General features: G+C 47.2%; 19 protein-coding genes. 5 read left to right on the forward strand and 14 right to left on the reverse strand.

Annotation, left to right across the window (positions count from 1 at the left end):
- Nucleotides 1-11 precede the first annotated feature (11 nt).
- The 8 genes from HH215_RS06545 to HH215_RS06580 form a co-directional block, all read right to left on the reverse strand.
- Complete coding sequence (locus HH215_RS06545) at nt 12-2678, reverse strand: family 78 glycoside hydrolase catalytic domain (RefSeq protein ID WP_169279168.1); 2667 nt, start codon at nt 2676-2678, stop codon at nt 12-14.
- A gap of 34 nt (nt 2679-2712) precedes the next feature.
- Nucleotides 2713-3555, reverse strand: coding sequence for a carbohydrate ABC transporter permease (locus HH215_RS06550; RefSeq protein WP_169279169.1), 843 nt, complete (start codon nt 3553-3555; stop codon nt 2713-2715).
- Nucleotides 3555-4433, reverse strand: a complete 879-nt coding sequence (locus HH215_RS06555; protein ID WP_169279170.1) for a carbohydrate ABC transporter permease — start codon at nt 4431-4433, stop codon at nt 3555-3557. The genes HH215_RS06550 and HH215_RS06555 overlap by 1 nt, the downstream gene beginning before the upstream one ends.
- A gap of 70 nt (nt 4434-4503) precedes the next feature.
- Nucleotides 4504-5853 carry an ABC transporter substrate-binding protein gene (locus tag HH215_RS06560; protein WP_169279171.1) on the reverse strand — a complete coding sequence of 450 codons (1350 nt, stop codon included), beginning with the start codon at nt 5851-5853 and terminating at the stop codon, nt 4504-4506.
- A 140-nt stretch (nt 5854-5993) separates the two neighbouring features.
- Nucleotides 5994-7541, reverse strand: coding sequence for a response regulator (locus HH215_RS06565; protein ID WP_169279172.1), 1548 nt, complete (start codon nt 7539-7541; stop codon nt 5994-5996).
- Nucleotides 7542-7559: 18 nt separating this feature from the next.
- A complete protein-coding gene (locus HH215_RS06570) occupies nt 7560-9251 on the reverse strand; it encodes a sensor histidine kinase (protein ID WP_169279173.1) in 1692 nt (563 codons plus the stop codon).
- A 155-nt stretch (nt 9252-9406) separates the two neighbouring features.
- Nucleotides 9407-10471: a polysaccharide deacetylase family protein gene (locus HH215_RS06575; protein WP_169279174.1), complete on the reverse strand. Its 1065-nt coding sequence runs from the start codon at nt 10469-10471 to the stop codon at nt 9407-9409.
- 48 nt (nt 10472-10519) lie between these two features.
- Complete coding sequence (locus tag HH215_RS06580) at nt 10520-11611, reverse strand: glycoside hydrolase family 11 protein (RefSeq protein WP_169279175.1); 1092 nt, start codon at nt 11609-11611, stop codon at nt 10520-10522.
- 438 nt (nt 11612-12049) lie between these two features.
- Between HH215_RS06580 and HH215_RS06585 the strand changes: the two genes are divergently transcribed.
- The 3 genes from HH215_RS06585 to HH215_RS06595 all read left to right on the forward strand — a co-directional run bounded on the left by HH215_RS06585 (nt 12050) and on the right by HH215_RS06595 (nt 13783).
- Nucleotides 12050-12748, forward strand: a complete 699-nt coding sequence (locus HH215_RS06585; protein ID WP_169279176.1) for a hypothetical protein — start codon at nt 12050-12052, stop codon at nt 12746-12748.
- Between the two features lie 94 nt (nt 12749-12842).
- Nucleotides 12843-13118 (forward strand): hypothetical protein, encoded by a 276-nt coding sequence (locus tag HH215_RS06590; protein WP_169279177.1) that lies wholly within the window; start codon nt 12843-12845, stop codon nt 13116-13118.
- Nucleotides 13115-13783, forward strand: a complete 669-nt coding sequence (locus tag HH215_RS06595) for a hypothetical protein (RefSeq protein ID WP_169279178.1) — start codon at nt 13115-13117, stop codon at nt 13781-13783. Before HH215_RS06590 ends, HH215_RS06595 begins: the two co-directional genes overlap by 4 nt.
- 110 nt (nt 13784-13893) lie before the next feature.
- Here the strand turns inward: HH215_RS06595 and HH215_RS06600 are convergent, their stop codons facing one another.
- The 6 genes from HH215_RS06600 to HH215_RS36805 form a co-directional block, all read right to left on the reverse strand.
- On the reverse strand, nt 13894-14370 hold the full coding sequence (locus HH215_RS06600) for a hypothetical protein (RefSeq protein ID WP_169284260.1): 477 nt from the start codon (nt 14368-14370) through the stop codon (nt 13894-13896).
- A 123-nt stretch (nt 14371-14493) separates the two neighbouring features.
- Nucleotides 14494-14730, reverse strand: a complete 237-nt coding sequence (locus HH215_RS06605; RefSeq protein WP_169279179.1) for a hypothetical protein — start codon at nt 14728-14730, stop codon at nt 14494-14496.
- A 198-nt stretch (nt 14731-14928) separates the two neighbouring features.
- Entirely contained in the window at nt 14929-15873 is a 945-nt protein-coding gene (locus HH215_RS06610; RefSeq protein WP_375140512.1) for an alpha/beta fold hydrolase, read from the reverse strand.
- 207 nt (nt 15874-16080) lie between these two features.
- On the reverse strand, nt 16081-17448 hold the full coding sequence (locus HH215_RS06615; protein ID WP_169279181.1) for a sensor histidine kinase: 1368 nt from the start codon (nt 17446-17448) through the stop codon (nt 16081-16083).
- Nucleotides 17445-18119, reverse strand: a complete 675-nt coding sequence (locus tag HH215_RS06620; protein ID WP_169279182.1) for a response regulator transcription factor — start codon at nt 18117-18119, stop codon at nt 17445-17447. Before HH215_RS06620 ends, HH215_RS06615 begins: the two co-directional genes overlap by 4 nt.
- Before the next feature lie 250 nt (nt 18120-18369).
- Complete coding sequence (locus HH215_RS36805; protein WP_217362333.1) at nt 18370-19191, reverse strand: collagen-like protein; 822 nt, start codon at nt 19189-19191, stop codon at nt 18370-18372.
- A gap of 101 nt (nt 19192-19292) precedes the next feature.
- Between HH215_RS36805 and HH215_RS06630 the strand changes: the two genes are divergently transcribed.
- Nucleotides 19293-20699 carry an MBOAT family O-acyltransferase gene (locus HH215_RS06630; protein ID WP_169279183.1) on the forward strand — a complete coding sequence of 469 codons (1407 nt, stop codon included), beginning with the start codon at nt 19293-19295 and terminating at the stop codon, nt 20697-20699.
- Between the two features lie 20 nt (nt 20700-20719).
- Nucleotides 20720-22006, forward strand: coding sequence for a DHHW family protein (locus HH215_RS06635; protein WP_169279184.1), 1287 nt, complete (start codon nt 20720-20722; stop codon nt 22004-22006).
- Nucleotides 22007-22038: the final 32 nt, after the last annotated feature.

Genomic DNA, 22038 nt, shown 5'->3' on the forward strand with positions numbered 1-22038 from the left:
AAGCCTGAAGTTTATAAGCGCCAAGCATATTGAAACCGATACGAGCCTGATTCCAACTCCAACCTTATGTCCTTCTCTTGCGGAACGACATGTCGGATCCCATACGATTCGCTCAGCCGCATCCCTCCTTCAGTCACCTCTTCCTGACGGGCATTGGGTAAAATAACGGTGCCGGTCGTGTTTGGAGGCAAAGTTATTTGTATAATCATGATTCCATCCTCTATTGTCCATAGAGACAGAATTTCACCGTACATGGATTGATAGGAGGCTCTAGCATACGTTAATCCTTCTCCCGGCCTAGGATGAATGCGGGTATGTTTGTACCCTGATTGCTCCGAGTCCGTATCTATGCCTGATACGACCCTGTAAAACCAGTCTCCAATTGCGCCGAAAGCATAGTGATTAAATGAATTCATATCCGCGCTCCAGAACGATCCGTCCGCGTTCCGACCGTCCCAATGCTCCCAAATCGTCGTTGCCCCCTGTTCGACCGAATACAGCCAAGAAGGAAAATCTCTGGAAAGCGCCAGCTTGTAAGCCAGGTCGGTTCTACCGATGTCCGTTAACGTTGAACAGAGGTAAGGAGTGCCTAAGAAACCTGTCGTCAGCTTGTGATTCGATTGTTCTAGGAGCTCGATTAAATCTTGCTCGACCCGCGTTCGAACGGTACCTTCAACTAATCCAAAACCGAGTGCCAGCACGTGCGCGGTCTGAGTCGGAGAGACAAGCCTGCCGTTCTTGGACACGAACTCGAGGTTAAAATGTTCTAAAACTCTCTTGTGCAGCTCCTCGTATTCCGCGACATCCTTTTCTTTTCCTAGAACCCGTGCGGCTTTAACTAGCAAATCCGTAGAATGGGCATAAAATGCGGTTGCGATAAAATCCTTCGGCGTTGCGCCCGCATAACTTCCAGCCGGAGCATCCAGCGCAAGCCAATCGCCGAATTGAAATCCGCTATTCCATAGAAATTCTTCCTCGCCCAGGTTTCGTATGAATTCCACCCATAATTTCATGCTGTCGTATTGCTCTTCCAGCAACCGTTTGTCTCCATAACATAGATATAGCGTCCATGGGCAAATGACGGCGGCATCTCCCCAGCCCGCCGCGGAATGCAAATCCCATCCGGGCAAAGTGTCGGGTACCGTGTTCGAAACGCCCCCGCTGGGAAGCTGGTCCGCTTTCAAGTCCCTAAGCCACTTCGTAAAGAACGAGGCCACATCCATATTAAACGCCGCCGTTCTAATGAACACCTGCGCATCGCCCGTGTACCCCAACCTTTCATCGCGCTGCGGGCAATCCGTCGGCACGTCGAGGAAATTTCCTCTTTGCCCCCACACGATATTGCTTTGCAGTTGGTTGATCGACTCGTCCGAGCATTCGAAAGTTCCCGTCTCGTCCAACGCGGAATAAATCACATGTGCCGTAAAAGATTCGAGCGACACATCGTCCGGATAGCCGGTAACTTTAACATATCGAAAACCTTGGAACGAAAACCTGGGCTCGTAAACCTCGCTTCCGCTCCCTCTGCACACGTAGCGGGTTGTCTGCTTCGCCGAGCGCAAATTGTCCGTATACAGATTGCCGTCCCGATCCAATACTTCGGCGTGCGCCAATTCTATGATCGTCCCTGTCGGCGCCATCACCGAATAAGAGACCCAGCCAACCATGTTCTGGCCGAAATCGAGTATCTTTTCTCCAGCCGGAGATCGAAGCACGGCGATCGGTTTCAATTCCCTCATTACCCGGGTTGGTAAGTTCTCCTCAGGAACCAGCATCTGTTTGCCATGATCCAAGATGGAAACGGGGAGCCAATCGTCATCCTCGTAGGAGGATGTGCTCCATCCCTCCTTCTCTAACCTGGCGTCATACGTTTCTCCGTCATAGATCGAAGCCATGACGATGGGACCCGTATCCACCCGCCAGCTCCCGTCGGTGATGACGATTTCTTGCCTCCCGTCTTCGTACTTCAGGTGCAGTTCAAGCAGAGCCGCCCGTTGATCCCCATAGAAATTGTTCGGGTGCCCGCCGATTCTCCCCTTATACCAGCCGTCCGCTACCGTAATTCCAATCGCGTTGTCTCCTCTTCGAACAAGATCGGTTACGTCGAAGGTTTGCGTTTGAAGCCGCTTATGATAACTGGTCCATCCAGGTAAAAACTTGTTCTCGTTCAAGCGTTTCCCGTTTAGCTCCAATTCGTATATCCCCAAAGCCGTAGCGTAAATGCGCGCGGATACAGGACTCTCGCCTGCTTCGAAAGTTTTCCGAAACATCTGGGAAGCTTCCGGCGAGCGATTGTTCAGTTCCAGGTCGCAGGTGATCCAATGCGCCGTCCATTCCGCGAAGTCCATCATCCCCGTCTCCCAGAACGCCGACAACCAATCGCTCTCAGCGCCCCGAGAATCCCGAACGCGTACCCGATAGTGATAAATCGTACGCGACTTGAGAGGACTTCCTTCATAGGGGATGTGAACGGATTGATCCGTTCGGACTTGTCCGCTGTCCCACGTCAAAGTCTGAAATAGCGGATCCCCTTCCGAAGCTTGAATCCGGTAACTTGCTTGTTTAATTCCGCGTCCCGTCCCCGTTAACTTCCAACTGAACCTCGGGACACGATTGCCTATCCCAACGGGGTTTACCCGGTATTCGCAGCGTAAATCTGTTAAGCCGAAAAGTTGCATCTTACTCCTCCATCTCTCCAAATGACGCGATCCTTCAGCCTTTAACCGATCCCATGATGAGCCCTCTCATCATGTACTTTTGCGTAAAGAAAAACAGAATAATCAAAGGGAGAGTCGCCATTACGCACAGAGCAAAAATCGGACCGTAATCGATCGATTGGTTATTCGCTTTAAATTGCACGACCTGCGCCATGAGCGTCATTTTCGCCGGATCCTTAAGGTAGAGCAAAGGTCCGAAGAGATCGTTCCATATTCCGTAAATGTTCAGCATAATCAGAGTTCCCGTAGCCGGAAGCAACAAGGGGAAAATAATCAGCCAGTACGTTCGGAATCTACCGTATCCGTCTAGCGAAGCCGACTCTTCTATTTCTCGCGGCACGGACTTCGTAAATCCCGCGTACATAAACGTAGCCATAGGGATTGCGCCCGCCGTATACAACAAAATCATAAAAGAGCGCGTATCGATGAGATGCAACGCGACTCCCATCTTAAAGATCGGAATCATTCCCGTTTGCAGCGGAATGACCATGCCCGATATGAAGAAGTAGAACAAGAGCTGAAAAAACTTGTGCGGCATTCGTGCAATGATATACCCGGCCATGGAAGATACGATAATAATGAGGGCGATTGAACCCGCGCTAATAGCAAAGGTATTCATAAAGCCCGACATAACGTTTACCTTAGCGAAGGCTTTCTCGTAATGTCCTAGATAAAAAGAGTTTGGCCATGCTAGAGGGTCATAGAATTGGCCAGGCTCCTTGAAACTAGCTAGAACAAGATAGAGGATCGGATATAAGAATAGCAATGCGACTAGAATTAATAGAACTTCCGATGCCAAACCCACGCGATCTCTCCGCTTGGAGAGCAGCTTGTCCATTAGATCTCCACCTCTCTTCGGCGCGTGATTCTCAGTTGAATGAGCGTGACGATCATAATGAAGATCATAAGGACGATACCGGCTGCGATTGCGTAACCGTAAGTGTTCTCGCGGAACGCGGCATTATATATCGCAAGAGTTATCGTGTATGAGGATGAACCTGGCCCGCCGCCCGTCATGACGTAAGGGATATCGAACAGCTTAAGCCCCCCGATAATCGTTAAGAAAACGACGATCGTAATGGCAGGCATTAACAGCGGAAGCGTTACATGCATGAAACGTCTGCCCGCATTGGCCCCGTCAATCTTCGCGGCTTCGTACAGCTCTTGCGGGATCGATTGCAGTCCCGCCAAATAAATGACGGCACAGTATCCAAGTCCCTGCCACTGAGTCATGGCGATAATCGTAGGAAATACGGTGTGAGAGTTGCCTAGCCAATCCCGGCTCCAATCCGCCAATCCGATTCGTTCAAGCAAGCCGTTAAGCAATCCGTCGTACTGTAAAATGCTGCCCCATACGATGGAAGTTACGACCAGACTCACGATGACCGGTAAATAAAATGCCGTTCGCAGAAATGCCCGGGTACGGAACGAACGATTTAACAGAACAGCCAGCAACAACGAAAGCGGGTTCTGTATCGCTAAACCGAATACCGTAACCAGAAGCGTATTCATCCCCGCTCGAAGCATCTTGGAATCCTCGAGAAGATACGCGTAATTATCCAATCCGATATATTTCGCCGGACGAATGGAGTCCCACTCCGTGAACGAATAGTAAATGCTTTGCGCAAACGGGTAATAAACAAACGCGATAAAAAGTATCGTTGCCGGAAGAATAAATAGAAATCCGGTCCACCACTCGCGAGATCGATTGTTCAACGTCTTTCACCTGCTTAATATTCGACCGGCCGTCTGTTTAGCCGGCCGGTCGAATTCGAATATATTAGCTTTACTCCGCCGGAACGATGACCGTCCCTTTATCTTTTTCGAGCTTTTTCTGCGCTTCCGCCAAATCTTTAGGATTAAATTTAATGCCGGATGCCACTTTCGTGAACGTCTCCACGAGCGAAGTCATAGCGGAAGCAGGCAAGTACGATTCATAGCCCATACCGGAATCCGTCTCTTCGACAACCTTCAGTAGATCGTTCAATGCAGCGTCAGGGTAGTTCAATTGCATGCCTTGAATGGCAGGCACCGTACCGCCGCCCACGTTAAATGGACCGTACACTTCCGGACTCGCTATGACATCGACCAAGTCTTTCGCTTGCTGCATAAGTTTCGTCTTGGCATTGACGGACAGGGATTGGTCGACGCCGATGGATAATTTGGCATACCCTTTATCCGTCGTGAACGGGAAGTATCCGAGATCGAATGCGGCATGTCCTTTGGTTTGGAAATTTTCTTTAGCCGTTCCGGGCATCCAAGGACCTTGTACGATCATTGCCGCTTTACCCGAAGTGAACAACTCCGCGGATTGCGGCCAATCGATGCTCAGTGCGGTTTTGTTCAAATACCCTTTTTCGACCATTTCTTGCAGATGGGTCATGACCGCTTGAACTTCAGGGCCCTCCAACGTCTTCTTGCCTTCGTACAAATCTTTGCCGTACGTTGGACTGCTTTCGTTACCATAAGGCTGCATCCATAGATTAAAAGTCATTTGAGCCGTCCAGATATCCTTAAAGCCCGCGGAAACGGGAGTAATGCCCGCTGCTTTGATCACGGAGAAAGCCTTCTCCAATTCCGACCACGACTTGGGTACTTGGATACCTAGGTCGCCGAAGATTTTTTTGTTATACCAGATTCCGCTGGAGGCCACTCCCATCGGCAGGGAATAGACGACGTCTTTGTAAAGATAGGAACTCTTAGTTCCCGGATTAAGCTTCCCTGCCCATGACTCTCCGGATAAATCCGCCAAATAGCCGACTTCGCCGAATTTTGCGGTTTGTCCTTGATGGAAAAATACGTCCGGTGCCGTATCCGAAGCTAACTCCGCCTTCAGCTTGTCGGAATAAGTGTCGCCGAGCGTAATGTCCCATTGGATCGTACCGTTAGGATATACCGCTTTGTAGGCTTTCTCGGTATTCGCCTTGAACTCTTGCATGTAAGGCCGATCATCGATAAACCAAGCCCCGATTCGAATGGTAAATGCATCGTCATTCGAAGCGCTAGCAGGAGCGCTCTCGACCGATCCGTTCTTGTTCGGCGTTGCCGTGTTTTGAGCTTCGTTTCCTCCGCATGCCGATAACGCCATTGATATCAATAACGTAGCGGACATTAGAAGAGTCATTCTTTTTTTCACGTTGTGCCCTCCCGCAAAGTTTCTGTTTAAGGAGAAGCGCTCTCTTGTTGAAGTTGCAACGCTTTCCTAATTCCTAGCCTAAACGAACTCGTCCCCCATCGACATGTGTGTATTTTTCAAAACCTGTTCTGTATTTTTCTTTATGCTTTATACTCTCCGGGACTTTTGCCCGTTAATTTCTTGAATAATTGACTAAAGTGGGCAGGATCCTTGAATCCGACCGCATAAGCAACCTCATAATGCTTAAGACTTGTTGTCGAGAGCTTGATTTTAGCCATCTCGATGCGATACGACCATAACAGGTCCCGGAAATTTTGGCCTGTTTCCTTCTTGATAAGCCTGCTTAGATACGAATAATTAATAAAGAGTTCCTCTGCCAACATCTGTAAAGTAATGTCTTCCATGTACCGCCGTTCAATAAACTGCGTGACATGATCGATTAAGTTTACGGACGATTTCTGTTTCGCGGATTTAATATCCGCTACCGATCTCTCCAGAAATTGTTCCATGAACTGCATCAGATCGGATAGAATCGTAAAGGACAATACGCTTTTACGAACGGCCAGCGTCTCTTCTGGGCTTGGCTGCAAGCCGAACGCGATCATCGTTTTACCGGTCACGGTCACCATTTCCATGCATTCTTCCAGTATCCGTTTTTTGTTCAAACCTTCCCGCATAAAGACTCTATTCATCTTTTTCAAATATTCCGGTATAAGAGCCGATTCCCCTTTACGTAAAACTTCAACGAGTTCCGTATGGTTGATTTCCGTTTGAACCCGTTTCTTTTCCTGGAGGGATTTCATAGCTTGGTAAGCGATAATCGATTTGCGGCCAATCAACATCCGATAATCCAAACAGCTTTTCGCCTCTTCAAGACCTCTTCCTAGCTCCAGGATGGAGTTTAATCTATCGCTGATTCCTATCGAAACGCTAAAACCTAACGACTCGTTGCTCGTCTCTAGAATCCGACGGGCAACATCCATCGCTTCATGCGCGGTTTCTTCGTTAGGAAGAGAAAAAGGGATAAATAAAATCAAATAAACCCCGCTCTGCGAGAGAGTCGACCAATAAGGAAAAGGATAGAAAGACATCACCTCGAATATTTTTTCCCGTAACGTAAGCTTGGAGAAAGGTTTCCCCGTGTAATCCAGAAAATCCACGTTGTCGATTTCAATCGATAGGAACACCGCCGATTTCATGAACAGTTCCGGCTGACTAAGAGCCTCCGACTTGGATTGTTCCGACAATTCTGAGTTCAGAAGCGTCTGTATCCATTCCTCTTGCCGAATCAATTCCGCATTCTGACGATCCAGCCGATGTTCTTTGATCCATTTGACGCTGTCCAGGAGCTCGCTTTCGTGAAAAGGCTTGGTGATGAAATCCGATACGCCTAGCTTAACGGCCTGCTTGGCATAGTTAAATTCGCTATAGGCGGTTAGGAAGATCACTTTCATCTCCGGAAATTTCTCCAGCATGCGCCTGGACAACTCAATTCCGTCCATAACCGGCATACGAATATCGGATATGAGGATGTCGGGAATTCGTTCCTTCATTTCTATTAAATCTTCATAGGCTTCCAAGCCATCGGCTGCCTGTCCTATGATCTTGCAACCGAGGTTCTCCCATTCCGGAAGGGAAACGATATAGTCCCGAACTGCTTTTTCGTCATCTACCACGTATATGTTCATGAGTTGTCGTCTTCCTTTCTAAGAAGTCTCTTCGAAATCGTTCAAAACAATCGGCAAGTGAAGCCGAATGATCATTCCTTGGGCACCCCTTACCTTTTCAAGTCCAAAACGATCTCCGTAATGGAGTCTAATCCTCGATTCGATGCTATTTAATCCCGATCCCATCCCCTTCGTTCTTACCGGTTCCGCATTGTTCGCTCGGCCGTTATCTTCGACTTCAATGACGAGATCAAAACCGCTTTCGTAAGCGCGAATATCGATTCGTCCTTTGTGGCGAATGTGATCGATGCCGTGTATAAAAGCATTCTCTATTATCGGCTGAAGGATCAGCTTAGGAACGCTTACTTGCTTCAGATGATCCGGAATGTCCAGATTGTATTCGAACCGATCCTCGAATCGGTATTGATGGATTTGCAAGTAAATCTGGGCGAATTTCACTTCCACTTCCAGCGATACGAAAGCTTCTCCCGGAGCGATCGAGAAACGAAAGATGCTGGAAAGATTCTTGACGAGAGTGGGAATTAAATCGATCTTCTCCTTGGATTTGGCCAATATGCTAATGTACTCAAGCGTGTTATGCAAGAAATGCGGATTAAAATAGGTGCGAATCGCCGTCAGTTGCGCTTCCTTCTGAACCAGTTCGGCCTTGTACACCTTCTGAATCAAATCTCTCGTCTCCATGATCATCCTATTGAAACTGTTGCATAGCATAGCAATCTCGTCATGAGAGCCGAAATTTTCGATTAGCTGGTAGTTTTCTTTTTGCGCCTTGCGCATTAATTTACTTAAGGTCGTTAAAGGACTTGTGATTCTCCGGAGCACGTAGTAGGTAATGACTATGACCGCTATCCAAGAAACCAAAGTAATCACGATAGATAATACGGCTAATTTACGAATACCCGCGCTCGCTTCGGAAACGGGAATGCGGCTAACGTATTTGAAGTCGGTCTCCTTTGACTTTCTTTCCGTAGTAATCGTTTTGCTCTTCTCGGCCATAGAAAGTAGCTGACCTATGGATTCCGAATGATCGGAGGACATGACGACGTTGCTTGCGTTTGTTATAAAAAAGGATCCTTCCGGATAAGTGCCGTATAACCCTCTTACCTTATCCGCATCCAACATGATCACCAATAGACCGAGATTCGTTCCCGTTACGGTATCTATTAGCTGCATATTGCAAACCAATCGCCGGTGATCGACGAAGAAAGCCCATTCCGGAATACCCTGCTTCTCGAAAGGCATAATGTTAAGCGCTTCGTAGTATTGAACTTCTTGATCGGAGCCCGCGGAATAGTGTTTGCCTTCCCGATTATAAAGATGGATCGAATTCGCGAAGTCGCCGATGCTACGAGTCATATCTTCCAATTCGATCTGCAGCATTTGTTCGACGCCCTCTTCGAGCGCGGACTGTTCGGATGGCATTAACGGATATTTGTCCGGCGAAGCCGCGTTGCGCAACAGCGTGTATACCAAACGGTTATCGCCGATGTCGGAAGCCTGCCGGGCAAACGCCTTCAACACGCCGTCTATCTTATCGGAAGTTTCGGATAACGTTTGTTTAAAGGATTGGTCCTCGTTATTCTCAAGGATGCGCTTGGAGTTAAAATAAAAGGTAGCGCTTACAACGATTAAAGGCGCTAGCGTCAGTAGCGAGTAGATAATGATCATTTTGTAATGCAATTTCGAACGAATCGATTGAATCAGCTTCATAGTCGTAATCCTCCTGTTGGCGTTGAACAATATAGTAATCCCAAACCGTGGAAAATAGCAAAGAAAATAATAAGGATTCAGATTTCTTAACGCATGGGATAACGACAAAAATCCCGGCGGGAAAGATCCCGCCGGGATTACGTTGGAATACTTTTTTACGAAATCTCCAAATAATCAAGATAAGCGTCCCAAGTCCCGTTGTCGGTCGTGACTACGAGCTGAATCTCTTGATTTCCGGTTCCATGGCTGACATTGTTTAGCGTATAGACCGCAGGACTGCTCCCTCCGAAGTAGAAGGACCCCTTCGTTACCCCGCCGATTTTCAAGTCGACTCTGGCCATGCTGGAATTATTCGAAGCTCCCCGGAGTGAAAAGTTATGGGTGCCGGTCGTAAAATTGTGCGTGAATTTCACCAAATCATTGTTGGCGTACAAAGCGACTCCGGAGAACGGCGAGCTGATATTCCCCGTGTACTGCCCGCCTTTGGTCATGCTTTCGGCTTCCTTCTTCGTACCCGTTGGAGGAGTCGTGCCGCCGCCGTCAGGTGCGACCGCCCTGCCCGTGCTCGGCGAGATCATCCCGGAACAAAGGCCACGGCTCTTGAGGTTCTGAGCAATTTGCGGTACCGCTTGGAGCGTAGTTTGGTACTGGTCATGCATCAGAATCACGTCGCCGTTCTGCAGCCTGCCCGCTGCGGCTACGATCTGAGCGGTGGTGGCGCCGTTCCAATCTTGGGAATCGACGTTCCACAATACCTCCGTAAGACCGTTCTGCGACTCGACGGATTTCAAGGTAGCGTTGGTTTCTCCGTATGGCGGTCGGAACAGCTTCGGCGAGGTTCCAGTTGCCGACTGGATCGCCTGCTGCGTCCGCGTAATTTCCGACGACATCTGCGAGCTGCTCAATGTTGTCATATGCGGATGCGTATAAGAGTGGTTGCCGACCCACATGCCCGCGCTCACTTGATCCCGCACCAGAGACGGGTTATTTTGCGCGTTCTGCCCGAGGTTAAACATCGTTGCGCGTAACCCGGCCTGCTTAAGCGCATTGAGCAGATTGGTCGTGTTCCCGGCATTCGGGCCGTCGTCGTACGTCAACCCTACGTAACCGTTCGGGCAGTTGGGATCGGCTGCGTTGGCGATGGGCATAGCCGGACTGGTAAACAACGTGCCTATTAGCGCCAAGGCAGCTGCTCCTTTTACTAGTTTTGCTTTGAACAAATTAAGTACCTCCTCGCTTTGGTCGAATCATATACCGCTTCGGGCTTTTTAAGTGATTTCCAGATAATCAACGTAAGCATCCCAAGTCCCGTTATCGGCAGTTACAACGAGCTCGATTTCTTGATTTCCGGTCCCGTGGCTAACGTTGTTAATGGTATAAACTGCTGGATTACTTCCGCCAAAGTAGAACGTCCCCTTCGTCTGTCCGCCGATTTTCAAATCCACTCTGGCCATGTTCGAGTTATTCGAAGCTCCGCGAAGCGAGAAATTATGAGTGCCGGTCGTGAAATTCTGCGTGTATTTTACGGAATCGTTGTTGGCGTATAGAGCGACTCCGGAGAATGGAGAGTTAATATTCCCGGTGTACTGACCGCTTTTGGTCATGCTCTCGGCTTCCTTTTTCGTGCCTGTGCCTGGAGTTGGGGTTGGGGTAGGAGTTGGATTCGTACCGCCACCGCCGATAGTAAGCGTATTCGTAGTCACATTAGCATTTCCGCTGCTTTGATAGCCCTCTACCGTTAGCGCGACTTCGTACATTTTACCCATCGGCATTCCCAAGCTTTCCCACTTCTTAAAGTGTTCGCTAACGGAGATCGTTCCGCTAGAGCGTTTCGACTGCCGGACGCTCCAATACTGTTTAAACGTCGCGGTACCTTCTATGGAAGGTTGGTTGACTCGAGTAGTCTCATAAATATCGTAGGTGCCCCCGTCAACGGTAATGGTGCCCTTTTGCGTTCCGGTCGGACGATAAGTCCCCCAGTTCTCGACGATGTAATATTCTACGAGCGGGCTCTTCGTCCATCCGTAAACAGTCAAATAGGAATTGCCCCCCGGATTAAAGGTTGCGCTGTAGTTGATAGAAATGTTTCCAATCTGCTGGTGCGTCTGGGTCGAGTTGAATTTCTTACCTTTACGGAACAACGCGTTGTTGATGTTACTCCACTGCGCGCTGAATGCGCCGCCACTATTGAGCGTCATGCTCGTGTTGCCCGAATCCTTCCACAGCTCATAGTCGTAGCCGTCTTGGGTACCGGTTTGATTGGAGGTGATCGTCGTAGCCGCATGTACGATTAATGTAGGTACCGTAAGCGCCAAACATAGTAATAGGGCAAAAAAAAGTTTCGTCCTTCTTTGTTTCATTTGTAATTCCTCCTTTTTGGTTATGATGCATTTGGTCTTACTATGATTCCGTGCAGCCTATAGTTGGCCGACGTCCCCACTTCCTTTCTCAATATTGTTTGAAAGCGATTACAACGATTATTTTATCAAAGCGTCCCTCAACTTTTAACCTGTAAAAATTTAGATGTTACTGTAAAATACATAGTCCTTTTGGTTTCAAATGGATGAATGGCAATCTATGTCGTCCGCTATCTGTTTTCATATAAAAAAACGCTTTTCTGTCCATGGGGTTCAAAATCCGCGAATCACCCTCCGTCATTCGTACAAACCGTTCGGGCTGTGCTTATATACTCTATTTCTAGACAGAAACAGGGGGAAACCGAAACAAATGGAATCAAAGATAGGATCTTAGCCGCCTTGATCGATCGGCGCGAAAACTTTAGGGGAGCGTGGTAAAGGTTGATCAAGATCGAAAAAAGGAACTGCAAGGTGTGTTTTCAGCCCATTTTCCGCTGTAGCTGCAAAAAAAGAAAACACAACGTCAAAATCGTCAGAGTTCGTTTCAACCAAGTCGTCGACGTACTTAACGTCATTAATGATCAGCTCATCGGGATCAATTCTAGCATCAACACTAACGTTAACAATCTAAGTACGCTTATCAGCAACGACAACACAAACCTAAACAGCAATATGACGACTTCGATCGCTGCTCTGAACGCTAGCTTAACCGACATGTTGCAGACGACGACTAATACGATCATTAGCAACATGAACACAATTCAAGCCCGGAGTTGCACCGTCCGGAAAACGTCCCAATGGAGCGACTTCTCGGTGCCATGCGGAAGCCAAAAAATCTTCTTCGAAAATTTCTCTTCGCCGACGACCGAGAAGGTGATCGTACGCGCAGCCAGTTTCCAGCCCGTCGAAAGTCCTTGCCGGGCCGTCCTGATCATCGTTCAACAGGACGGTCACGTCATCGAACGCCTGCTCCCTCCTAACGGCAGCGAAACGAACCTGCAGATCGATGACTATTCCAACATAGCCATCCGATGCGATTTCGGAATCGGAGATCCGCCGCCGGAAAATTCAGACTGCAAAGGCTTTATCCAAGTGGACGAATTTTTCTGCATATGCTGCCCAAGCGGCGTCGTCGCTTAGTTCGGGCTAAGGAGGTTATTTTCTGAACGATTACCAAAGGTCTCTCGTGCTGCAACGGTTAGCAACCCTCGATTTGCCGGAAGTAATGGAACTTGTGACTAACAAAGCGGAAGATAAAGCCGTACTGGAAGCGTTCGAAGAAATTTTGCTCAAACGAAGCACTTCCTATCAGCTTTTCGTGCAGCGGCATTCCGAATCTCGTCCCAGCCAGACGTATATGGCCCGCGTCAGAGACCGTTTCTTAAGAGACGAAATCTACAATCAACCGCGATACCGGTTTATTTATTCCCTGCTCCAGCCGATCGATCAAAGCCTCGATTGCGGTTGCGGGCCCCAAAACGTAACTACTAAGGAGAGTGTTTCGAATTGACCTCATGCGTTAAAGTCAAGCGGCACAGCAGCTCCGAGCCGCCGAGAACTCTCAAGTGCAAAAAGGAAAAAATAAAGAAAACCGTACACCCCTCCGGCGTCACGCAAGTCGTCGAGCTGTTAAACGTCATCAACACCCAACTAATCGGGATCAACAACAACATTAATACTGATTTTAACAACCTGAGCAGCGTGATCAGCAACGGCAACAGCAATCTCAACGCCAATATGGTCAATTCGATCAGCGCACTTAACGCCAGCCTTAAGAACAGCATTGCCGCGAATACGAATACGATTATCAGCAACATGAACACCGTCACCGCGTCGAATTGCACGGTTAAGGAAATCGGCAGCTTCGAGAATTTCACGATTCCGTGCGGAAAGTCCGAAGTCATTTTCGAAAATCTCTCGACGGCCGATATTCAGAAAGTTTTCATATCGGCCGCAAGCAATCAGAACTGGTACGACCCTTGCCAAGCCGTATTGGTCGTGGTTACGTCAAGCGGGACGATTATCGAAAGAGCGCTGCCGCCCAAAATGCCGCCGAACTTCTTCCCGAGGAAATTCATATCGTCGTCGATAATTTCCGCAGCATTTCCATTCGATGCGACTTTCCTGGACCGGATCCAAGCGGTGGTGGATTCTGCAGCGGTTTCGTCCAAGTGAACGAATTCGTCTGCATCTGTTGCAACCCGAACGAAGTTTAACCATAGAGAAGACCGGCAGAGCTAACTCTGCCGGTCTTCTATGCGGACTGAACTCGTAGTCAAGAGCCCTCAGAAGCTCCCAACGAATGTAGCTGATCCATTATCCCCGGTATAGGGTGGCGCACCTGGTTTTGTAACGTAACAAATGATCATTTTATACGCCTTGTCTTTAGTTATATCTTGATTAAATGTTAATACAAATACGGTATTGTTGTTACCCACCGCTCTGATTGTTACTTTAGCTGAAGTCAAAGAATTGCCGGGATTCACGGTATCGTTTACGCCCAATGTGGCGATACCAGTCGGACTCGCTTCCGTCGTGCTCTGGATCCAATAGTTTTTGGGATCTATCCCTTTTGACAACTCTACGGGCTGATCGTAAGTCACCTGAAGTTGATTAGACGATAACTGTTTCAACTCCGAAAGCATCGGAATGTCGGTTTGTCGCTTGTTAATCTGAGAGTCCGCAAAAACCGAGTTGGACATTAGAAATATCAAAGTAAACATGCAACAAAATATAAGCTTTGTAATTCCCTTTTTATTCATACTCACTGGAATTCCTCCTAGGCAGATATCGTTATTCACATCATTTATGTTACCCAGCAAATAACTTCATTATCCTGCACTAGTTAATATTCACAACAAAGCACATCACTCAGCTTTAATCTTTCACTTAGGAATGAGCAAATAATGCCCTTGACGAAGCGCATGATACATATCGCGGTATTGGCGTTCTCCGTCCTGCGCTTTTATTAAATCTAAACTCATATCGTTAAGCTTGCTATTTAACCGGTTGATCTCATCAAGCAGTTTCTCGTTCTCGGCTATTCTCATTTGATAAGCAGCCATGATATTAAAATTTTCGCTTTCATTTATGTAATGAACTTTTTTCGCGGTCTTAGTCATCAATATCCTCTCCCTCTCTCAAACTTATCATAATTATATTTGTTCTTATAATTATAATATTCGATGCTATTTTCTGGTTTGAGGGGGTACATCGTTAGAAAAATTAAAAATTTATAGTTTTTTATATTTTCGCTCGGATATTGAATTTCCTGCGTAATCAGTTAAGAAAGCCGCCCCGCTTGGGGTGGCTCTTTGGTTCTACTGTATTCCTTCTATAAATCCCCTGAAATTCTCGACCATTTCTTTCGAATGGGTATGGTGAAGATAATGCTCTCCTTCAACCTTAATCATTTCGCCATGTTCCAAGTCTTTGATTTGCCCTTCATGCAGAGGTATCCATCCTTCCACGTCCGTATTATTCGCCTGAACTAAGAGAATAACGGGAAGATTTTTGGGGAAAGTTAATTTTTCTGCCGCCTTAAAATTAGGACTGAAGTTTTCCATTTCATTCGATAGAGTGGAATTGTAAAGATTTTTGTGAGTAATCATCCTAATTTGTTTTTTTGTTTCATCATCGAATGGTAATCCTTCATATGGGTCTGCACTCAGTTTCATTACCAATCTGGCTATCCCGGATTTTTTGAGCAGTTTAAACGTTTTTATAGGAAATTCAGTATCCATGCCGCCTTGCGTTGGAACGCTGCTATCGATCCCGACGAACGCGCTCACTTCGTTTTCATATTTGTTAACGTAATCGAGACCGTAAATCCCCGCAATGGAGTGACCCATTAGGATGTATCGGTCAATATTCAAACTCTGCAAAGCTTCATGAATCTCGTTCACGATATTTTCCGTGTTTCGTTCCTTATCGGTTCCATCGCTTAACCCATAACCGAAAGGTTCAATCACGACGACTTTGTAAAATGGGGACAGTTCCTCCACAAGCGGCTTAAAATCAAGCGCCGGCGCTGCCGTTCCATAACCCGGTAGGAGCACGACCGTTTCTTCGCCTTCCCCTTGAATGAGTACGTTCATCTTTTTCCCGTCTACGACGACGGACTGACCATAGGGTTCGATTTTACTTTTCTCCGTCTTGTTGCAAATCATGTTTACTATAAAAACAATAGCTAGAAAAAGGATTATGGCTATTACGATAATCCCTATCGACTTAAGAATAAACTTAAGCAACTTGTTCATTTTCATTCCCTCTATCCGTTTCACTTGCATCTACTCCTGTCCTCATTCGTGTTGTTGGCTGCCTTGTGTTGGCTGCTAACAAAAGCTTAATCGACGAAAATGTACTCCTTATGACGACAATATGAACGGAGTATGAACAAGCAAAAAAATATTACGGAGTCGCATGCAAGTAAGCTTGCACATGATTCCGTAATATGGAATTGACATAGGGAACTATGAATTTACTACCGGCGTGATGGGCAAAGTGACGATGAATGTCGTTCCGCGACCGATTTCGCTTTCTACTTGGATATCTCCGTGATGTAGAGACACGATTTGTTTGGCGATCGCAAGTCCCATACCGCTACCGTCATACTTCCGGCTATGGGACCGATCGGCCTTAAAGAAACGCTCGAATATACGCTTCTGGTCCTCCGGTGAAATCCCAATGCCATTGTCGGATATTCGGACGATCGCATGGTTGTTATTTTGCTTGACGCTTACTTCGATAATATCGCCTTCCTTGGAAAATTTGATGCTATTGCCGAGCAAATTGGTCCATACTTGATTCAGTTGATCATGATCACCCGTTAGGGTAACCGCCCGCAGATCAAGCTCGAATCGGATGCTGCGAGCCGACCATTGAGGTTGGATGGCCACGATGACTCGCCTTATCTGTTCATCTAATCTTAACGTGACCAACTGCAACTGCTGCGTCTGCGATTCAAGCAAACTCAGCTTTAGCAGGCTGTTGCTCATCTTGGACATCCGATCCGCTTCGGCGATAATAATGTCGAGAAAACGTCTACGCTCGTTAACGCCGATGTCTTCTTGTTTAAGAGCGATAGCATAACCGGAAATCGAGGTAAGCGGCGACTGAACTTCGTGCGACACGTTCGATACGAATTCCCTGCGCATTTGCTCAAGCTGCTGTAAATCGTGCATCATTTCTTCAAAGCTGCGAGCTAACGTACCTATCTCGCCCTTCTGCTTAATATTCAGCTCGACGTTAAAGTCTCCGGCTGCGATACGCTTAGTCGCTATTGTCAGCTTCTTGATCGGTCTTATTAGGAACATAGCGGCGATCAGAATAATCAGGCTTCCCGCTGTTAACGAATACGCCAAAAAGTTCAATACCCATGTAATGAGGAATGAGGAGGAAGGAGCTAGCGGCTCTATAAACATCGCTTTTGTTCCCATTTCCGTTTTTAACGGCAGGCCGAGGAAGTTCGTTTCGGTTGCCGTTGCATGGATGGCTGTAACTTCTCCATTTATTACTTTCTTTATGTGTTCCATCGTCACAGTGGAAGTCTTATGTCCGTTAAGCGGTCCGTAAGACTGGAACCGACCCGTTTCATCATAAATTCGAACATGATAAGAATTGAGCTGCTTCATTCCGCTTAAGAACTTTTCCGCTTCGCTTAACGGCAGTACCTCGTATAACCGGACGATGTCCTGGCCGAAATCAAGCAAGGTGATTTTCAGGTTTTCGTTCAATTTATCCTTAAATATCCAAGTCGCCACGAAAAAAGCAATGATAGTCCCCCCGATTACCGAGACTAAAAATGTCAGGACTACCCGTGTATATAAGGATTTGATCATTCTTGTACCTCAAGCCGATATCCAAGCCCGCGTACCGTTTCGATATGGAAATCCGGTGAAGACGCGAACCGTTCGCGCAGACGTTTAATATGTACGTCTATCGTTCGATCGTCTCCAGCGTAATCGATCCCCCAAATCTGGTCGATCAACTGGTCGCGCGTAAAGATTTGTCCGGGGGTACCGGCAAGCTTATAAAGTAATTCGAACTCCTTGAGCGGCAAAGTTAGCGACTCCGTTCCTCTCGTTACCTTATAGGTCTGGCGATCAAGAATGATATTGCCCAACTGGATCGACTGCGTGGAGCCAATCCGGTATCTTTTCAGGAGCGCTCTAACGCGTACCGTCAGTTCCATCGGATCGAACGGCTTCGTCAAGTAATCGTCCGTACCTAGCTGGAAGCCCTTCACTTTCTCCCATGTTTCTCCTCTGGCCGTCAGCATGAGCAGCGGAAGATCGGGGTTTGCTCGTCTCAGCTCCTTGCATAACGTCCAACCATCCATAATCGGCATCATAATATCGAGTACGACGAGATCGACTTGCGTCGAAGCATAGACGGCCAGCGCTTCCTTACCGTCCGCGGCTTCGACAGTTGACAACCCGTCGTTACGCAGAAACAAACAGACGAGTTCGCGAATGTTCGCATCGTCGTCGGCAACCAGTATTGTAGGCATTCGTTCCCTCTTTTCCTATTGTCCATCCTAACCAGTTTACTATAAGTTAACCTATCATATACTTCAACTAAGATGCCCCTTGCGTGATGCACCATTCAGGTCGGCATCCATCTAGTTGACGCCACTGCAGCGCGTAGGAACGTAGCATTGTGGAGACAGGTGCGAACGGTTTGCCGAAAGCGAAAATGCCCGGTACATGATATCCCGGGCATTTCGTATGGACATAATGCACAGCTTCTATTTCGCCTGTTTATTGGACAGCAGCAACAGGGAAAGGCAGTCGCGCCACTTCCAGCGTTGCTTTCACGATACTGTTGTTGTTCCCCGGAGTATAGGGGATAATCGTGATCCTTTTACCTGCAGTAAGCTTAAGCATGGTCGATGTCGTGACGAAAAAATTTCCGCCGGGAAAGCCGTTCGGCGTATAGTCAGTATACTTTTGCACGTAGTTCATTCCTCCTGCGGCCGGGAGTTCGACTATGCCGATCTCCACAGACCCGGAATTACCGGGATATAGGAAGACTTCGTAGGAAACCTGGAACCAATAAATCCCGTCCGTCTTCGGAATGAACGTCGTACCGTCGAATTCGTCTCCTAAGTCAAAGGGTTGGGTATGAAAATAAATACTGTTGGGGTAATTCGTACTTTGATCATCGTTGGTTACAGCCTTAACCGCGGAGGCGACGATTTCCGTTCCCGGCATTCCGGGTATCCCCTGGGGTCCTTGCGGTCCGGTTGCGCCGGTCGGACCTGTGGCCCCTGTCGCACCCGTATTTCCCGATGACCCTTGCGGCCCAGTCGCGCCAGTCGCCCCGGTGTCGCCTTTCGCCCCTGTCGGGCCGACGGCTCCTTTAACTCCCGGATCTCCCTTGTCTACCTTGTCTCCCTTCGCCCCTTTCTCTCCCTTCGGTCCGATCACGTTCCAAGAGAGCAATTTCTCGTTCTTGAGACAAGACTTGGAGGAAGCGACAATCCGAAGATCTCCATTCGTCTTCGTGCAAGCGTATATAACGCTTGTCGTCGGTTTACTCTGAACGGCCGCAAAGACGCCTACGCCGGAGCAAATAAACACAGCAAAAGCTTGAAATATATTACATTATTTTTTTGGTTTCTTAACCGTTATAATCAGACTTATGTGACTAACGAGAATTCGACATATGGAGGAAATTTGTTTTGGTTTTTAGTTCAGTCCTATTTTTGTTTTTCTTTTTACCGCTTGTTCTGGCGCTCTATTTCTCCGTTCCGTTCAAATATAAAAATACGATTCTGTTACTTTTCAGTTTAGTTTTCTATGCATGGGGCGAACCCAGATATGTCGTTCTCATGATCTTATCCATTCTCATGAACTACGGTTACGGCATTTGGATCGATAAAACGCAACATCGCGAAAAAAAGAAAGTCTCGATATTAACGTTGGCCATCGTCATGAATATCGGACTTCTGGGTTTCTTTAAGTATGCGAATTTCTTCGTGGATGTCATGAATTCCGTTCTTCAAACGAATCTTCATCTAAAGCCGATTCCCTTACCGATAGGGATCTCTTTTTACACGTTCCATGCGCTCAGTTACTTAATCGACGTGTATCGAAAAAAAGAAAAAGCGCAACGGAATCTGTTCCGTCTGTCGCTTTACATTACGTTTTTCCCGCAACTCGTGGCAGGTCCGATTATTAGATATAACGCCGTCGCCGAACAACTCGGCAAACGCGCGTTTTCTTCCCCCCAATTCGCCGAGGGAATCAAACGGTTCATTCTAGGTTTATCCAAAAAAATACTGTTGGCCAACCCGCTCGGGTCCGTCGCCGATACCGTATTCGCTTCGTCTCCGATGGATCTATCTACCGGAAGCGCTTGGCTTGGAATGATCGCGTATACGCTGCAAATCTATTTTGATTTCTCGGGATACAGCGATATGGCGATAGGTTTAGGTAAAATGTTCGGCTTCGAGTTCGCGGAGAACTTCAACTATCCGTATATCTCGAAGAGCATTTCCGAGTTCTGGAGACGCTGGCATATCTCGTTGGGCAGTTGGTTCAGGGACTATGTCTATATCCCGCTGGGCGGTAGCAGAGTCGCTCATTGGAAGATCTATCGCAACTTATTCATCGTGTGGACGCTTACGGGGTTCTGGCATGGAGCCAGTTGGACTTTCCTTGCTTGGGGCACCTACTACGGAATCCTTATCGCTCTAGAAAAAGCCGGCCTTGAAAAATGGCTATCCAAGATTTATCCGTTAAACCATGTTATCGTGCTGCTGCTTGTCATGATCGGATGGGTTTTCTTTCGCGCCGACAACTTCGGTTACGCGATGGATTTCATGTCTACCCTTTTCTATTCCAATGGCAACGCGATCTTCGATTCACAGGCCCTATCGTTGTTATCTTTGAACTGGCTGCCTTTTGCCATTGCGATTCTCGTTGCTATGCCAGTGTATCCGAAGCTTCAGAAGTTACGATTCAGTCAATCGATTACGAACGCGCTAACCGTTTTTGCAATGCTGTTCCACTTCTTCCTTCTCGCGGAAGTGATCTTGTATTTGATTAATTCAACCTACAACCCATTCCTGTATTTTAGATTCTGATTTTCGTAAGGAGCTACAAAGTGAACAAACGGATTTCAATCGTTTATATCGTCGTCTTCATAGCCATTATTTTCGGTTTCGCGATTGCCAGCATTCTTAAACCGGATAGAGACATCTCCGCTATTGAAAACAGAACGTTAAGCCAGTTGCCTAGGATCAGTTTGGAAGCCATTTCTACGCGCAGTTTTTTCGAAGATATGAACCAATACGCCAATGATCAAATCGTGTTCCGCGATGAAATGGTAAGCATTTACCAAAATCAGCAAAATTCTAAGTTGTTCAACTCCATGCTGTTCGAAAACTTGCTTCGTGCTAACAAGCCGCATAATCCCGAAGAGGGAACCGCCATTAAAGATTCGCGCATCGTATCCGGACTTGTCGTCACGAACCACAAGTGGATTATGCCCGTTACCGACAAAGTCGTTCATACGGATAAAATCGACGAATCGACCGCCAAATTAAACGAAGCGGTTAAATTCGCCGAAGCGCGAAACACGGAAACGTATTTTGTTTTTAACCCGTCCAGAACCAAAGCGCTGATGCATTTATATCCTGAGTATTTGCAAACCGATGCTTATGCCCGTTCCAAAGACTATTTCTTATCCAAGCTCGATCCTAATATTAACGTCGTTAATATTGGCGACAAGTTCGATTCTTTCACGAAAGCGCAGTTGGAGGAACGCTACTTGGAAACCGACCACCATTGGAACATCAAGGGCGCCTTTACGGCTTATCAGGAAATGATAACCCAGATCTCTAACAAGTCGGCCTTATTCGAAGATACGCCGCTAACTCTGAACGATATCTACGTATCTCAATTAACGACTGGCAACTTCGAAGGCAGCTATAACATTCAAATCAATAATGCCGTAAGTCCCAGAAGAGCGGATAGAACGATCCTCTATGAACCGAAAGTGCCGTTCTCCTTTCACAATTTCGAAGTCATTAACAAAGACGGACAACAAACCGTTTCGAGCTTTAAAGATTTTTACGGTTTCAAAAAAGGGCGAAGCACTTATTCTTATGGAGCCATCTACGGCGGCGACAGACGTAAAATCGCTTATGAGAATCCGAAAGCGAATAATCGATTAAACGTCTTGCTGCTGAAAGATTCTTTCATGAATCCTATAACGCCGTATTTGGCTCAACATTTTAACAAACTTACCGTTTACGATAGTCGTTATTATTCGGAATTCAGCCTGAAGAAGATTCTCGCGAGCGAGCATTACGATGTATTGATCATCGCATTCCACGACGACAATCTGTTCAGCGATACCTATAATTTCGAGAAGATTGCCGGAAATTAGGTTTATTCCCTTCCGTGAAACCAATGGAATAG

The organism is Cohnella herbarum (genome assembly GCF_012849095.1).
GTDB classification, from domain to species: domain Bacteria; phylum Bacillota; class Bacilli; order Paenibacillales; family Paenibacillaceae; genus Cohnella; species Cohnella herbarum.